The organism is Streptomyces sp. RKAG293, from assembly GCF_023701745.1.
In the GTDB taxonomy this organism is placed as follows: Bacteria; Actinomycetota; Actinomycetes; order Streptomycetales; family Streptomycetaceae; genus Actinacidiphila.
Map to the genome: position 1 here is coordinate 7663026 of NZ_JAJOZB010000001.1, position 16061 is coordinate 7679086.

General features: G+C 71.2%; 9 protein-coding genes. 5 read left to right on the forward strand and 4 right to left on the reverse strand.

All coding sequences use genetic code 11. The features are described from left to right. The first annotated feature begins 91 nt into the window (after positions 1-91). Complete coding sequence (locus LNW72_RS33955) at positions 92-2242, forward strand: UvrD-helicase domain-containing protein (RefSeq protein ID WP_250978873.1); 2151 nt, start codon at positions 92-94, stop codon at positions 2240-2242. 136 nt (positions 2243-2378) lie between these two features. On the opposite strand, the gene LNW72_RS33960 is transcribed toward LNW72_RS33955, so the two are convergent. From LNW72_RS33960 to LNW72_RS41375, 4 genes are all read right to left on the reverse strand, one after another. Continuing rightward, positions 2379-3860 (reverse strand): alpha/beta fold hydrolase, encoded by a 1482-nt coding sequence (locus LNW72_RS33960; RefSeq protein WP_250978874.1) that lies wholly within the window; start codon positions 3858-3860, stop codon positions 2379-2381. 113 nt (positions 3861-3973) lie between these two features. Further along, positions 3974-5338, reverse strand: a complete 1365-nt coding sequence (locus tag LNW72_RS33965) for a carotenoid oxygenase family protein (protein WP_250978875.1) — start codon at positions 5336-5338, stop codon at positions 3974-3976. An 87-nt stretch (positions 5339-5425) separates the two neighbouring features. Next, positions 5426-6901: an MFS transporter gene (locus tag LNW72_RS33970; protein WP_250978876.1), complete on the reverse strand. Its 1476-nt coding sequence runs from the start codon at positions 6899-6901 to the stop codon at positions 5426-5428. 523 nt (positions 6902-7424) lie between these two features. Further along, the gene (locus tag LNW72_RS41375) at positions 7425-7553 is read right to left on the reverse strand and encodes a hypothetical protein (protein ID WP_285369862.1); all 129 of its coding nucleotides are present in this window, start codon (positions 7551-7553) and stop codon (positions 7425-7427) included. A gap of 35 nt (positions 7554-7588) precedes the next feature. On the opposite strand from LNW72_RS41375, the gene LNW72_RS33975 reads away from it, so the two are divergent. The 4 genes from LNW72_RS33975 (at position 7589) to LNW72_RS33990 (ending at position 16010) form a co-directional block, all read left to right on the forward strand. Further along, positions 7589-8941: a cytochrome P450, cyclodipeptide synthase-associated gene (locus tag LNW72_RS33975; RefSeq protein ID WP_250978877.1), complete on the forward strand. Its 1353-nt coding sequence runs from the start codon at positions 7589-7591 to the stop codon at positions 8939-8941. Next, positions 8938-9330 carry a nuclear transport factor 2 family protein gene (locus LNW72_RS33980; RefSeq protein WP_250978878.1) on the forward strand — a complete coding sequence of 131 codons (393 nt, stop codon included), beginning with the start codon at positions 8938-8940 and terminating at the stop codon, positions 9328-9330. The genes LNW72_RS33975 and LNW72_RS33980 overlap by 4 nt, the downstream gene beginning before the upstream one ends. Before the next feature lie 121 nt (positions 9331-9451). Then, the gene (locus LNW72_RS41380) at positions 9452-11455 is read left to right on the forward strand and encodes an ATP-binding protein (protein ID WP_285369863.1); all 2004 of its coding nucleotides are present in this window, start codon (positions 9452-9454) and stop codon (positions 11453-11455) included. 307 nt (positions 11456-11762) lie between these two features. After that, positions 11763-16010 carry a molybdopterin-dependent oxidoreductase gene (locus tag LNW72_RS33990; RefSeq protein ID WP_250978879.1) on the forward strand — a complete coding sequence of 1416 codons (4248 nt, stop codon included), beginning with the start codon at positions 11763-11765 and terminating at the stop codon, positions 16008-16010. The last annotated feature ends 51 nt before the right edge of the window (positions 16011-16061 follow it).

Genomic DNA, 16061 nt, shown 5'->3' on the forward strand with positions numbered 1-16061 from the left:
GCTCCGGCATCGGCCAGCAGGGTGCGGTGCTGTCTGTCGCGACGTATGCGTAGCGTCCTATGATCGTCACTCCGCGTGCGAGGGGGCAGGTATGGCAGCGGGTGGATCGGCGTCGCGCAGGGCCCAGGAGGCCCGGCGGCACGAGCGCGAGTTGCGCGAGCAATGGCAGGCCGCGCGGCGGCAGGCCCGTCGTTGGGAGGCGGGGAGCGAAGGCGAGCGCCGGGTCGCCGCTCAGTTGCTGGTGCTCACCGAACGCGGTTGGCGCCTGCTGGTGGATCGGCGCTGGCCCGGGACCCGGTCCGGCAACGTCGACATGCTGATGGTCGGCCCCGGTGGTGTCTTCGTCATCGACGTCAAGAACTGGCGCTCCGCGCCCGACGTCACTGACGGCCGCCTGAGTGCCGGCGGCGAATCCCGGGACAGCGATGTGGGCAAGCTGTTGGCCGTGACGAGGACAACCGAGCACGCCGTGGCGTCGCTCGGTCTGTCACCGGTCGCGGTGCAGCCCCTGATGGTCTTTGCGGGCCGGCGGGTGAACAGCGCGCTGGGTCGGATCCGGCTACTGGGGGAGTACGAGGTAGGGCCGGCGCTGCTGTCCGAAAAACACAGGCTGCGTTCCGCGATGATCCGCGCCATCGCTGATCACCTCGAACACGTCTTTCCCGCCTACGAGGGATCCGCCGTCGACGCGGACGCCCGATCCGGAACGGACGCTGCGGCGATTCCCCGGCAGCCCATGGCGCCGACCCCAGTTGCCGACGGGTTATTCGATGCGGATGGATTGCGTGAGGCTGCCATGGAGGCTGCGCGGCGGGCTCCGATCGAGCGGTGGATGACGTTCCTGCACCCTGACCAGATCGCGCTCGTGCGTCGCAGGTGGGCCGGGCCCGCCCGGATCAGCGGCCCTGCCGGCACCGGCAAGACGGTGGTCGCGCTGCACCGTGCCGCCTACCTCGCGCAGCGGACCACCGGACAGATCCTGTATGTCACCTTCGCCAACAACCTGCCCCGGGTGCAGAGCACATTCCTGCAGACCATGGCTCCAGCGGTGGCCGACCGCGTCCACTTCCACAGTCTGCACGCCTGGGCACAGGAATTCCTCCACGAGCGTGGTATCCCGACCCGCCTGCACGGCAACAAGGCCGAGACGGCCTTCAGCCATGCGTGGAAGAACGTCGGCCGCGACAGCTGCCTCACAGAAATCGACCCCGCGCACCGATATTGGCAGGAAGAGATCGACTACGTCATCAAAGGCCGTGGCATCACCGACTTCAACGAATACGCGGTATTACCGAGACGCCGCCGGCTGGCCGGGCTGCGGCGCACCCACCGCGAAGCGGTGTGGGCCCTGTTCGAGGCGTACGAGCACAACCGCACCGAGCGCGGGGTACATGACTTCAACGACATCCTCACGCTCGCTCACGCTGAGGCCCGTGCCCACCCGGACCGCTCACCGTACGGAGCAGTCATCGTGGACGAGGTCCAGGATCTCACCCTCGTCGGCGTACAACTCCTGCACGCCCTGGTCGGCGACGCCCCCAACGGTCTGCTCCTTGTCGGCGATGGTCAGCAAGCCGTCTACCCCGGCGGATTCCGGCTGTCCGACGCCGGCGTCGACATCCGCGGCGACCGTGGGCAGGTCCTGCGAACCAACTACCGGAACGCCAAGGAGATTCTGGACGTAGCCCTGAACATCGTCGCCGAGGATGCCTTCGAAGACATTGACGGCACGCACATCCCAGGACGCCGGGATGTCGACCTGACCTACCACGACGGCCGGGTGATCCGCATCGTGAAGCACACGATCACCGACCACGATCGAGCCCTTCTCGACGCCCTCCGTCCCGGTGACACCCCGCGGGATGCTGCAACATCCAATCCGAATCAGCTGCAGGGGACTCGTGAAGACTGGGGCGATATGGCGGTGCTCTGTCCGTCCTTGCGCGCTGTCTCCCACTATCAGCGGCTCCTCGGACAGGCAGGAATTCCCGTTTGCCTCCTGGAGCGCTACGACGGACACACGGTCGAGGCCGTGAAACTCGGAAGCTATCGGCGCGCCAAGGGTCTGGAGTTCAAGCACGTGTATCTCCCCCAGCACGACGCCGCTCTCCGTGAACTCGAGGAGAAGGACGAGACCGCTCGCGAGCGCGGAGAACTCGCCCGCAGACAACTCTTCGTCGCCATGACCCGCGCCCGTGACACCCTCTGGATAGGCAGCGTCCGCCCGGAGCAACCGGAGTAGGCCTCACTCCGGTGGTGCGATCCACTGGCCCTTCGCCGCACTCCGAGTGGTGAGACCACCGTTCGGAATGCGGCGAGGAACTGGGTGACCGTCCGGCGCGGGCGCCGGACGGTCACTTCTGGCAAGGCGGTGGCTCTCAGTCGGTGCAGGTGGTGCCGGGGGCGGGGAGGGTGCGGGTGGTCAGGTAGTGGTTGGTGGCTTCCAGGACGCACTTGGAGACCAGGAACATGCTGTAGTCGTCGCCTTCATGGCCCAGGACGACGCTGCCCGGGAGTTGGGCGGCCATGGCCGCGCCCGCACGGAAGGGGGCGAGGGCCTGGTGGGTGGACTGGAGGATCAGTGCGGGCGGTGCGCCGTGGACCGGGGCGCCCGCCTTGACCGGCTGGGCCGGGGTGGGCCAGCCGAGGCAGCCGGCGATGGCCTTGTAGGAGCGCACGGCGCCGCCGAGGTGCGGGGACACCCGGGCGAGTTCCTTCCCCAGCTGGGTGAGCTGGGCGAGGGTGTGCACCGGGCGGGTGTCGTCGAGGCAGGCCGGCACCTGCACCTGGACCGGGTCGAGGGTGTCGTCCGGGTCGTGGGTGAAGTCCATCGGGTCGCCCGCCTGGGCCTTGACGATGGCCTTCGCGAAGTCCGGCCAGGCCTGACCGGACAGGGTCAGATAGTCCTGGCTGGCCTCGCGGATGTCCTCACCGGTCAGCGGCTGGTGGGACGCGCCCCCGGTCGGGATCGGGGTGCGGTCGGCGCGGGCGACGAGGGCGTCGTACTCGGCCGCGACGTCCTTGCCGTGCAGGGCGCAGTCCTTCGACGTGGCGCACCAGGTGGCGAAGCGGTTGAAGGCCGTCTCGGCGGTGGCCGCCTCCTGGGTGACCCGGGTGAGCGGCGAGCCGGTGTCGTCCAGGGCGGTGTCGAGGACCATGGTGCGCAGCCGGCCGGGGAAGAGCTTGGCGTAGGTGCGTCCGAGGAGCGTGCTGTAGTGGATGCCGTACCAGTTCAGCTGCTTCTCGCCCAGCCCGATCCGGACCGCCTCGAAGTCCCGCGCGGTGCTGGTCTGGTCGACGTGCTCGATGAGCTGGCCGTTGCGGCGTTGGCAGTCCTCGGCGAAGGCCCGGTTGTGGGACACGAGCGCGTTGAACGCGGCCTGGTTCTGCGGGAAGTGGCTGACCCCGGCGGGCTTGAGGGGTTCCGCGCAGAGGATCGGCGTACTGTGCCCCACACCTCGCGGGTCCACGGCGACCAGGTCGAAGTTCTGGGTCATGGCGCCGGCGAAGGCCGGGAGGTGGATGTGCATCGCCAGCCGCAGCTGCTCGATGGAGGAGCCGCCGGCTCCGTCGTTCAGGAGCAGGGTGCCCTGGCGGTGCGCCTGGTCGTCCGCCGCGCGGCGGACCAGGGCGAGGGTGGTGCTGCCGGCGCCGGGGTGCGACCAGTCCACCGGAACCTGCATCGATCCGCACTGCATGTGTGCGAAGTCGGTGTCGGCGCAGGCGTGCCAGTCGATGCTGTTGGCGGGGGTGCGGTAGCCGGCGTCCTCGGTCTGCGCGAGCGCCGGTACGGCGATGGTGGCCACGAGCGCGGAGAGGGCCGCGGCGATCCAGCCTGCGTTCTTCCGGATTCTTGTCATGTCGACTTTCCTTGGTCGTGGGCTTCGGCCTGTGCGGGTCCGAAGCCTTGTTCGAGACGGTGATGGAGACGGTGATGGAGACGTGGTTCGGGGTGCTCCGGGGGGAAGCGGGGTCAGTTTTCGCTTCCGTCCAGGGCGCTGTCGGGGATCCAGGAGCCGTGGATGCCGGCGGTCACGCGGCGCGGGAGATGGACGGTGGCGATCCGGTCGAGGCCCGAGGCGTCCAGGACCAGCAGCTGTGAGGCGTCCTGCTTGAGGTCGGAGACGACGGTGAGCAGATAGCCGTCGTCCTCGTTGGTGGCGCCGGCCGCGGGGACGAACACCGCCTCGCTCGGCAGCCGGGCGTCGCCGATCCGGTGGATGCGGCGGGCGCCGGTGGTGCGGTCGTACTTGACGACGCCGTAGCCGCCGAAGCCTTCCTGGTCCGGGAAGGACACCGCGTACTGGTAGCGGTTCTCGGCGCCCAGGTAGTCCTCGTTGAGGGTCGGGAACTCCACCGCGAGATCGTCGATGATCTGCTCGTCGACGGTGCCGGCCGTCAGGTCGATCACCCAGCGGCGGGTGTAGGAGCGGGCGTTGGGCTCGGTGCCGCGGCCGGGCGCGCCGACCCACCAGTTCCACGAGAGCCGGAAGCCCTCGCGGTCCACGGTGGGGCCTTCCAGAACGATGCGCCCCTGGCCGTCCTCGTACGCGTTGCTCGCGTGCAGCATGTTGCCCGGCTCGATGGAGAACCAGCGGATCTGCCGGTCGCCCTCGCCTCCGCGGGGCATGACGCCGATCCGGGCGGGCTGCTGGTCGCTCCAGCCGTAGGGGATGCCGGAGTGCTCGGCGGGGTCGAACGTGACGTTGCCCTCGATGAAGACCACGTGGCGGCGCGTGATGGCGAAGTCGTGCTTGAGGGAAGCGGTCGCTCCCGGGATCTCGGCGCTGTGGACGATCTCGCCCTTGGGGTCGGCGACGTAGTACGTCAGGAACGGCGGGAAGGGCGAGGAGGCGAAGAAGTGGAGCTCTCCGGTGACCGGATCGGCCTTGGGGTGCGCGGTCATGGCGGTCTTCAGCCGGCCGTTGAAGTCATGGGCGCCGACCGTCTCCAGGTCCCGGGTGAGCTCGAAGGGGAGGTTGGCCTCGCAGAGGGCCAGCAGCCGGCCGCCGTGCTCGATGACATGGGTGCCGGCGGTGCTCGCGGTCAGGTCGGGCCCCTTGTCGGTCATGTAGGGGGCGCCGTCGAGGGCGGGAGTGTGCACCCACCGGTTGCGGTACCACTCGGCGCGGCCCTCGCGGAGCCGGATTCCGTGCACCATGCCGCTGCCCTTGAACCAGTGGGTCGGAGTGATGCCGGGCTTGGGGTTGTGGCCGTTACGGATCAGGCGGCCGGTCAGCTCGGGGGGCAGGTGGCCCTCGACGGTGAGCTCGGTGGCGGTGATCTCGTCGGCGACGGGGGCGTAGTGGCCGGTCAGGTAGGGCTTCGCAGCAGTCATGGCAGGAACCTCTTTCCGTGGATGTGAGACGTGAGACGTGAGAGCTGAGACGTGGGGTGTGGGGTGCTGAGGGTTGGGTGGCGCGGCTCAGGCGGGTCGCGGGTCGGTGGCGGTGGCGGTGGCGGTCGCGGTGCCCGCTGTGGTGCCGTTTGTGGTGGTGGGGGTGGTGCTCCGCGGGCTGATGCAGCGGGTGAGGAGCACCGCGAGGAGGGCCGTTGCGGCGAGGACCGCGGCGGCGACGGTGAAGACGGCGCGGTAGCCGGCGGTGAGGGCTTCCAGGTGGGGTTGGTGCGTGGCCGCGTGGGCGGTGACGGAACCCGCCAGGGTCGTCAGGGCGGCGAGGCCGATCGCACCGCCGACCTGGCGGGTGGTGTTCACGAGTCCGCCGGCCAGGCCCGCGTCCTGTCGTGGGACGCCGTCCACGGCGAACGCGGTGAGCTGGACGAAGGCGATGCTCAGACCGAGGCCGATCAGGATGCTCGGACCGAGGATGTCGCCGAGGTAGCTCCCGTCGGCGCTGATCCGTGACAGCCACAGCAGCCCGGCGGCCTCGGTGAGCAGGGCCGCGGTCACGGTCGCGGTGCCGCCGATGCGCCGGGAGATGCGGGGCGCCATGGCGGCGCCGAGCATGTTGGCGCCGGCGAGCGGGAGTTGGCCCGCACCGGTGACCAAGGGGCTCGATCCGAGAACCAGTTGCTGGTAGAGCGGCAGGAAGAAGAACAGGGCGATCCACACGGATCCCAGCAGCGCCATCAGCAGGTTGCCCGACGCGACGCGGCCGGTGGTGAACAGTCGCGGTGGGATCAGCGCGTTCGGTCGGCGAAGCTCGATCACGGCGAAGGCCGCGAGCAACACGGCGGCGCCGAGGAGGGCGCCGAGCACCCGGCCGTCCGTCCAGCCGGCGCCGCGTGCGGTGGTCAGCCCCCAGACCAGGCAGGTCAGGGCGAGTGTGACGGTGACGGTCCCCAACAGGTCGAACCGTCCGGCCTTCCGTCCGGCCTTCCGTCCGACCTTGTGCCCGGCCGCCTCCCGTGGCACGAGGGCCGCCACGGCGACCAGGACCAGCGCCGCCCCGAGGGCGACGGCGTAGAAGATCCAGGGCCAGCCCCAGGCCTGGGTGAGCACACCGCCCAGCAGGACGCCGCCCGCCCCTCCCGCACCGGAGACCGCGCCCCACACCCCCAACGCCCGGCCACGCCCGGGGCCGGACGGGAACAGGTCCATCGTCAGAGCGAGCGCGGCCGGGGCGATGGCGGCGGCGCCGAGGCCCTGAACGGCGCGGGCGGCGATCAGGACGCCGGGGGAGGCGGCCACTCCTGCCGCCAGCGAGGACACCGCGAACAGCGTGAGGCCGGCGATCAGCACCCGGCGGCGCCCGAGCAGGTCGGCCGCCCGCCCGCCTGCCAGGAGCAGCGCCCCGAACGCCAGGCCGTAGGAGTTGACCACCCACGTGGTGCCGCCGTCCGACAGGCCCACCCCGGCGCGGATCTGGGGCAGCGCCACGTTCACGATCGACGTGGCGAGCATGACGGTGAACTGGGCCGCGGCGAGCGCCGCGAGCACGGCCGCCGGCCGAGGACGGGACCGAGGGGTTGGGGGCGTCCGGCCCTTTTGTGTGCGTCGGAGGTTCATGACGCAGAGCTTCGTGCCGGGCGCTGTCCACATTCCAGGCCCGGCAGGGGCGGGCACTGTCCACTCCTGTCCGCACCTGTCCACCCGTTCCTGCCGGTGAACGGTCGGCTCATCAGCCCGTCGTCATGGCCCTGACCTGCCGCGATCCCAGAGCCTCACGTCCCGGCGGATCTCCGGGTTATAGTCCACCCAACAATTTCCATGGGTGGGTCGGCGCCGAGTCATCCCGACGGTAGACCTCATCGACCGTCCCGACGTAGGGGCCGACAGCGTTGTCCAGAGTGCGAGTTGCCTGCCCGGCCGAGGGTCGGCAGGCGGTGCTCCGCCGTCCGCGCATGACGTACGCGTCGGCGGACGACCACTCCGGTCCCGGTCCCCGTCCCGGGTGTCGGCGCACCACGTGGCGCTTACCGACGGCCTGAGAACTCGGTCAGCGGATCTTCATCGGCCGGATTCACTTCCCGGCGAATCCCACATCCCGATCAGAGTTGTTGACCGCCACCGCCGCCGCCGCCACCACCGCCGCCACCACCGCCACCGCCACCGCCACCACCGAAGCGCCTGCCGCCGCCGCAGCGTTCACTCCGCGCCCGTTCCCCTTGAGAGGCCGCCGTGCCCATGGTTGATCCTCGCTTCAGCGTCTTGTCCGAGGACTTCGCCGCCGATCCCTACCGGTACTTCGCCGGGCTGAGGGACCGGTCACCGGTGCACTTCGAGCCGGCCATCGACAGCTACTTCCTCTCCCGCCATCGGGACGTGAAGCGGGTGCTGACCGACCACGAGGCGTTCACCACCGAGACACTTCAGGTGCGCGCCGAGCCGGTGATGCGCGGACCGGTCCTCGCCCAGATGACCGGGGCCGAGCACACCGCCAAGCGGAAGATCGTCGTCAGGGGCTTCACCGGACAGGCGCTGCGGGAGCAGACCCGCGCCATCCACGCCGACGCCGCCGAGCTCGTCGCGCCCTTTCTTGCCCGGGGACGGATGGACCTCGTCAACGATTTCGGCAAGCCCTTCGCCGTCTACGTGACGCTCGACGTCCTCGGCCTGGACAAGCAGGACTGGCAGCAGGTCTCCGGCTGGCTCAACGGGGTCGGCGAGTTCATCACCAGCATGGGCCTCACCCCCGAACGCCGTCGGCACTGCCTGGACTGTGCCGAGCAATTGGAGGCCTACCTCGCCCCCGTCATCGAACGGCGGCGCCGCCTCCCCGGCGAGGACCTGATATCGAAGCTGTGCACGGCCGGGTCCGACGGCATCGCCATGAGCGACCGCGACGTCACCGCGCTGATCATCAACGTCCTGGTCGCCGCCGTCGAGCCCGCCGACAAGACCCTCGGGCTCCTCTTCAAGCATCTGATCGACCACCCCGAGCAGCTGGCGCAGGTCCGCCAGGACCCGGCCCTGCTGTCGGCCGCGATCGCCGAGACGCTGCGGTACACCCCGCCCGTCCAGCTCGTTCCCCGCCAAGCGGAGAAGGACGCGGTGTTCGCCGGCACCGTCGTCCCGGCAGGGGCCACCGTCTTCTGCATGATCGGCGCGGCGAACCGCGACCCCGACGCCTTCAGCGCCCCGGACACCTTCGACATCCACCGCCAGGACCTGGGCACCGATCGCTCCTTCACCGCCGCCGCCCAGCACCTGGCCTTCGGCACCGGACTCCACCAGTGCGTCGGCGCGGCCTTCGCCCGCGCCGAGATCGAGACCGTGGCCGCGCTGCTGCTCCCCCTGCTCGACCAGGTCCGCTACAGCCCCGGCTTCCGCTACCGGGAGACCGGCCTGTACACCCGCGGTCCCGCCGCCCTGTCGCTGGACTTCACACCGGTCCACGAAGGTGCACCGGCCAGGGCGGAACCCGGCCCCTCGTCCTGCCCTCTACCAGGTCGGCCGGCGCCCCATCCTCCCTTGCTCCAGGAGTCAGGGCCTGCCGTGCGTACGACCACCACCCCCACCGGGAGAGAACAGCGATGACTCCGACCGACATCACCCGAGCCATCAACGACCTGCTGTTCACCCCGGGCCTCGACCTCGACGAAGCCATCGACCGGCACTTCACGCCCGACTACCGCCAGCGCACCAACGGCGAGTGGAGCGACCGGGCCGGCTTCACCCAGCACATGACCCGCCTCCGTTCCGTGGTGCTCAGCGGGCACATCGAGGTCCACGACGAATTCCGCGACGGTCCGCGCTACGCGGACCGCCATTCCGTCACCGTCACCAGGAACGACGGCCGCACCTCACGCACCGAGGTGTACCTCTTCGCCCGGTTCGCCCCCGACGGGCGATTCCAGTGCGTCGAAGAGACCACCCTCCTGGTCACGGGCCACGACGACGACCGAAACCTGGGAACCATCAAGTGACGGGCGGGCCGGACCGCCGCCACACATGCCTCGCGCCGGTGCCGGTGCCGGTCACCGCGAGGTTCGGAGGGAACTTCCGGGCTGCGTTGTCCGGAGCTGAGACGAGCGGAGGGGAGCCGCCATGGTCTCCATCGGAGAGAGACTGAGCAGCGCGCGAGTACAGGCCTTCATCGGCCGGGACGATGAACTCGCGCGCTTCGCGGCGGCTTTGGCCTGCGATCCGCAGGCGCCGTTCGCGTTCTACGTGTCCGGGCCGGGTGGCATCGGGAAGTCGACGCTGCTGCGGCGCCTGGCGGACCACGCCCGTAAGGCGGGCCGGCCGCTCGTCGAGCTGGACGGCCGTTTCGTCGGCCGGGATCCGGCCGACTTCGAGCGCGCGGCCGCCCCGTTCCTGGACGTCGCCGGAACGGTCCTGTTCGTGGACTCCTTCGAGAAGTGCCAGTGGCTGGAGAGCTGGCTGTGGCACCACTTCCTGCCGCGGGCCGCGGACGGCGCCCTGGTCGTCCTGGGTGGTCGGCTCGCACCGCAGCCGCAGTGGAGCTCCGACCCCGCCTGGGCCGGGCTCCTGCACGTGACCGAACTGGAGCCGTTCTCCGCGGAGCAGGCCCGGAGCCTGCTGGTCGCGGCCCGGATCCGGCCCGAACTGCGGGACCTGGTGCTCCGCTTCGCCGGAGGCAACCCGCTGGCCCTGTCCCTCGCGGCGGCAGCCGATTCGACGGGTTGGAACAGGGAGGAGACGTGGGCGCCCTCGGCCGACGTCCTGCGCACCCTGCTGGCGGGGCTGATCGGAGAGGTGCCGACGGCAGCGCACCGCCGCGCCCTGGAGGTGGTGGCGCAGGCACATTCGACGTCCGAGGAGCTGCTGTCCGCGGTACTGCCCGAGGAGGACGCCCATCTGCTGTTCGGCTGGCTGCGGGAGCTGCCCTTCATGGAGTCCACGCACCGGGGGCTCCACCCGCACGACGCCGCCCGCGAGACCCTCGCCGCCGACCTGCGCTGGCGGGCACCCAACGCCTACGTGACGATGCGCCTGCGGCTGGCGGAGGAGTACATGCGCCTGCTGCGCGAGGCACCCGAGGAGCGGGTCTGGACGGTCACCGACGAACTCTTCTACCTCTTCCGTGAGGTGGAGATCCTCGCGCGACTGCGCACGTGGTCCCGTGAGGACGAGGTGCACGACCGTCCGCTGCACCCGGACGACCTCGACGCCGTACTGCGCATGGCCGAGGAGACCGAGGGCCCGGAATCCGCGGAGCTGGTCCGCTACTGGGCGCGGCGCCAGCCGCAGGCCTTCAGCGTCTACCGTCTGGTGAGCACGGGCCGGATCGTGGCGTTCACCGCCCGACTCGCCCTGCCGGCCCCTCCCGACCCCCAGGACCTGGCCACCGATCCCGTGATCGCGGCCGCCTGGGCGTACACCGACGCCACGGCGCCGGTGAGCCCCGGCGATCACATCGGCGTGAGCCGCTTCTCGGTCTACCCCGAGCGGTACCAGGTCCCCTCGCGCGTCATCGACCTGAGCAGTTCCCGCGCCCAGGCGGAGGCCGCCCGCGCCCGCGGCCGCGCATACGGCTTCGCCGTCTGGCGCGACGCCGACGCCTGGGCCGAGCGCGTCAGGGGCAGCCTCGCCGACACCGGTGCGCGACCGCTGGTCGGTGAGCACACCTACGGGCTGTTCGGCGTCGACTGGCGACAGGTGCCCGTCGAGGCCTGGATCGGCCGCTTCATATCGGCCCCCGACGCGCCCGCCGAGTCCGGACCACCGCACGGTTCGCGCAGCGCGTTCGACCAGGCCGTGCGCGAAGCCCTGTCGCACTGGCGCGACCCTGGCGCCTTCGCGGCCTGCGCCCTGATGCGCGCCCGCCTGGCGGCCGACTTCACCGACCCCGTCGAGGAATTGCGCGCCCTGCTGCGCCAGGCCGTCGACGACCTCGCCCGCGACCCGCGCGGAGTGCGGGCCCGCGACGCACTGACGGCGAGTCACTTCTCCGGCGCCCCCACCCAGGAGGCCGCCGCCCGCCGCCTGAGCCTGCCGTACGGCACCTACCGGCGCCACCTGCGCCAGGGCCTGGACCTGCTGTGCGAGGCCCTGTGGGAATGGGAGCTGCACGGCTCCCGCCCCTAGTGACCTGAAAGCGCCGAGGAACCCGGTTCCCCTGCCCGTGTGCGACACACCTGCCGCGGCGTAGCCGTGTCGACGGCCGCGCCAGGACCGAGGTCGTCCCGCGGCCGGGAACCTGGCGCTCACACCTGCGCGGAGCGCCCTGTGCGATCCGGTTAACCCCCTGTACCCACGCGCCGTGACCACCCGGTAATGCCGCCTTCCTAGGGTGGCGACCGTGGGAACGTCCCACCGCCCGCCGCTCCACACCCGCCGCTCCACGCCCGGCGGGCACGGGGCGAGGGCTGCGAGCCCCGGGGAGGGAGTGACGGTGACGGCGTCAGGCTCGGAGGCGGACAGTGTGCGGACGGTCTGCTCGTACTGCGGAGTCGGCTGCGGCGTCGTGCTCGACATCGGGCGGGACGCCTCCACCGGCAGGCGGACCGTCGCCAAGGTCTCCGGGGACAGGAAGCACCCGGCGAACTTCGGACGGCTCTGCACGAAGGGCTCGACCAGCGCGGACATGATGGCCGCCACCGGGCGGGCCGGCACGGCGCTGATCCGGGCCGAGCGCGGTACCGAGCCCGTGCGGACGGACGTGGACGCGGCGATCACGGCGGTCGCCGGGCGGCTGCGCGCGATTCTGGACGAGCACGGGCCGGACGCGCTGTCCTTCTACGTATCCGGGCAGATGTCGTTGGAGGCGCAGTACCTGGCGAACAAGCTGGCCAAGGGCTTCGTGCGGACGAGCCGGATCGAGTCCAACTCCCGGCTGTGCATGGCCAGTGCCGGCTCCGGCTACAAGCTGTCGCTGGGCGCGGACGGCCCGCCCGGCTCGTACCAGGACTTCGACCACGCGGACGCGTTCTTCGTGATCGGCGCGAAGATGGCCGACTGCCATCCGATCCTGTTCCTGCGGATGATGGACCGGGTCAAGTCGGCCGGGGCGAAGCTCATCGTCGTCGACCCACGGCGCACCGCCACCGCCGCCAAGGCCGACCTGTTCCTGCAGATCAAGCCGGGCACGGACCTGGCCCTGCTGAACGGACTGCTGCACCTGCTGGTGGCGAACGGCCACACGGACGAGGCGTTCATCGCGGAGTTCACCGACGGATGGGCGGAGCTGCCCTCCTTCCTGGCCGACCACCCGCCCGCGAAGGTCGCCGAGATCACCGGGATACCGGAGGCGGACATCCGGCGGGCCGCGCGGTGGATCGGCGAGGCGGGGGAGTGGATGAGCTGCTGGACGATGGGGCTCAACCAGTCCACGCACGGCACCTGGAACACCAACGCCCTGGTCAACCTGCACCTCGCCACCGGGGCGATCTGCCGCCCCGGCAGCGGGCCGTTCTCCCTCACCGGCCAGCCCAACGCGATGGGCGGCCGCGAGATGGGCTACATGGGACCGGGCCTGCCCGGCCAGCGCTCCGTCCTCGTGGACGAGGAGCGTGCCTTCATCGAGGACCTGTGGGGCGTCGAGGCGGACACACTGCGGACCGAGGTCGGGCGGGGCACGGTGGAGATGTTCGAGCGGATGGCCGCCGGGGACGTCAAGGCGTGCTGGATCATCTGCACCAACCCGGTCGCCTCCGTCGCCAACCGCAGGACCGTCATCGCCGGTCTGGAGGCCGCCGAACTGGTCATCACGCAGGACGTGTTCGCGGAGACCGAGACCAACGCGTACGCCGATGTCCTGCTGCCCGCCACGCTGTGGGCCGAGTCCGACGGCATCATGATCAACTCGGAGCGGAACCTCACCCTCGTCCAGGGCGTCGTCGACCCGCCAGGGCAGGCGCTGCCCGACTGGCAGCTCATCGCCCGAGTCGCCTGCGAGATGGGGTTCGCCGACGCCTTCACCTACGCGGGCGCCGAGGACGTCTTCGAGGAGCTCAAGCGGGCCTGGAACCCGAAGACCGGCTGGGATCTGCGCGGCGTCAGCTACCGGCGGCTGCGCGAGACGCCGGTGCAGTGGCCGGCCCCGGCCCCGGACGGCGGCGACCGCAACCCGATCCGCTACCTCAACGACGGCGTCAGCCAGAGCCTGCTGGAACGCACGGACGGGACCCGGCCCCGGCTGGCGTTCCCCACCCCCACCGGCCGCGCGCAGTTCTTCGCCCGCCCGCACCTGCCGGCGGCCGAACTCCCCGACGACGACTACCCGTTCGTCCTCAACACCGGGCGGCTCCAGCACCAGTGGCACACCCTCACCAAGACCGGAAAGGTCGCCAGACTCAACCGGCTCAACCCCGGTCCGTTCATCGAACTGCACCCCGACGATGCCGCCGCCATGGACGCCCGGGACGGCGACCACATCGAGGTCGCCTCCCGTCGCGGTCGTGCCGTCCTGCCCGCCGTCGTCACCGACCGGGTACGCCCGGGGAACTGCTTCGCGCCATTCCACTGGAACGACCTCTTCGGCGAATACCTCGGCATCAACGCCGTCACGAACGACGCCGTCGACCCGATCTCGTTCCAGCCCGAGTTCAAGGCCTGTGCCGTGGCGCTGCGCGTGGTGGCGGCCCCGGCACCCAGGAAGACCGACCCCGGGGTCGGCCGCGGGGTCCAGGAGCAGCAGCCGCACGCGGTGCCCGCCGCACCGCCGACCCGCGACGAGTCTCCCGAGTCGCCTGAGCCGGCCGCGGCCGTCCCCGCGCTGACCGCGCTGACCGCACTGTTCGGTCTGACCGACCTCCCCGCGCCGGTACTGGGCGAACAGGAGCGCCGCTACCTGTCCGGATTCCTCTCCGGTGTCGCCCTGGCGCCGCCCGGTGGTGTCCCGGTGCTGCCCGCGGACGCGCCCTTCGACCCCGGGACGGCTCTGTGGGTGGACGGCGTGCTGGCCGGCATGTTCTCCCGAACCACGGCCCCTGCTACCTCTACCGCCCCTGCTACCTCTACCGCCCCTGCCTCCCCGGCCGCTCCCGTGGTCCCCGCCACCGGCGTGGCCTCCGAAGCCGCGCCGCCCCGGGAACTGCTCGTGCTGTGGGCCTCGCAGACCGGAAACGCCGAGGAGTTCGCCGCCACCGCGGCAGGCCACCTCACCGGGGCCGGACGCGTATCGACCCTGCTCCCGATGGCCGACGCGGCCCCCGAGCAGCTCACGCCCGGCACCGACCTGCTGATCGTCACCAGCACCTTCGGCGACGGCGACGCCCCCGACAACGGCGCCGCCTTCTGGCAGGGTCTGACCGCTCCCGATGCCGCCCGGCTGGCCGGTGTGCGGTACGCCGTCCTGGCGTTCGGCGACTCCAGCTACGACGACTTCTGCGGCCACGGCCGCCGCCTGGACGATCGTCTCGCGGAACTCGGCGCCACCCGCCTGCACCCGCGTACCGACTGCGAACCCGACTACGACGAAGCCGCCGCGCAGTGGCTCGACCGGATCACCACCGCCCTGGCAACCACCCCCGCCACCGCCGTCGCCCCTTCCGCCACGGCCGGGCCGGCCGCGCCCGCAGCCTTCTCCAAGGCGTCCCCGTTCGCGACCCTGCTCATCGGGAACCGCCTGCTCAGTCTGCCCGGATCGCAGAAGGAGGTACGGCAGTTCGCCTTCGACACACGCGGCGCCGAACTCGCCTACGAGGCGGGCGACGCCCTCGGTGTGTGGCCGGTGAACGGCTCCGCACTCGTCGCCGAATGGCTCGCCCTCACCGGCCTCGACCCCGACGAGAGCGTGGACGTCCCCGACAGCGGTGCCATCCCTCTCGGCGAAGCGCTGCGGACCCGCTTCGACATCACCCGCATCACCCCCGCCCTCCTCAAGTTCGTCACCGCGCGCACCGGCGACCGCGACCTCCAGCGGCTCCTGCGCCCCGACAACACGGGCGAGTTGGCGAAATGGAGCTGGGGCCGGCAGGCCGCCGACGTCGTCGGTGCCTTCCCCGTCCGGGCCTCCGCCGCCGAGTGGGCCGCGGTCCTCAAGCGACTGCAGCCCCGTCTGTACTCCATCTCCTCCAGCCCGCTGGCACATCCCAGTGAGGTCCGCCTCACGGTGTCCGTCGTCCGCTACACCAACGACCGCGGCCGGGACCGGACAGGCGTCTGTTCCCCGTACCTGGCGGACAGCGCCGACGACGGTCCTGTGCAGGTGTTCGTCCAGCGCTCGCCGGACTTCCGGCCGCCCGCCGGATCCGCCACACCCATGATCATGGTGGGTCCCGGCACCGGCGTCGCACCGTTCATCGGCTTCCTGGAGGACCGGCAGGCCCGCGGTCACACCGGACCCAACTGGCTGTTCTTCGGCGAGCAGCGTGCGGCCACCGACTTCTACTACCAGCGGGAGCTGGAGGCCTTTCGCGCCTCCGGCCGGCTGGACCGCCTCGACGTCGCCTTCTCACGCGACCAGCGCAACAAGATCTACGTTCAGGACCGGATGCGCGAGCACGGCCCGCGGCTGTGGCGGTGGCTCCAGGACGGCGCCCACTTCTACGTCTGCGGCGACGCGGGCCGCATGGCCAAGGACGTCGACCGGACGCTGCGGGAGATCGTGGCGGCACACGGCGGCCTGGACGAGGAGTCGGCCGCCGCGTACGTCCGGCGGTTGGCGTCCGACAAGCGGTACGTCCGCGACGTCTACTGATGGCGTGGGCGCGCGCGGGCGTTGGGGTGGGCGTCCGGCGTCCGGCCGCCG

What these genes read in the sequence shown, in the direction of transcription:
- LNW72_RS33955 (WP_250978873.1), top strand. Translation starts at nt 92, where the DNA reads ATGGCAGCGGGTGGATCGGCGTCGCGCAGGGCCCAGGAGGCCCGGCGG.
- LNW72_RS33960 (WP_250978874.1), bottom strand. Translation starts at nt 3,860, where the DNA reads ATGACAAGAATCCGGAAGAACGCAGGCTGGATCGCCGCGGCCCTCTCC.
- LNW72_RS33965 (WP_250978875.1), bottom strand. Translation starts at nt 5,338, where the DNA reads ATGACTGCTGCGAAGCCCTACCTGACCGGCCACTACGCCCCCGTCGCC.
- LNW72_RS33975 (WP_250978877.1), top strand. Translation starts at nt 7,589, where the DNA reads ATGGTTGATCCTCGCTTCAGCGTCTTGTCCGAGGACTTCGCCGCCGAT.
- LNW72_RS33980 (WP_250978878.1), top strand. Translation starts at nt 8,938, where the DNA reads ATGACTCCGACCGACATCACCCGAGCCATCAACGACCTGCTGTTCACC.
- LNW72_RS41380 (WP_285369863.1), top strand. Translation starts at nt 9,452, where the DNA reads ATGGTCTCCATCGGAGAGAGACTGAGCAGCGCGCGAGTACAGGCCTTC.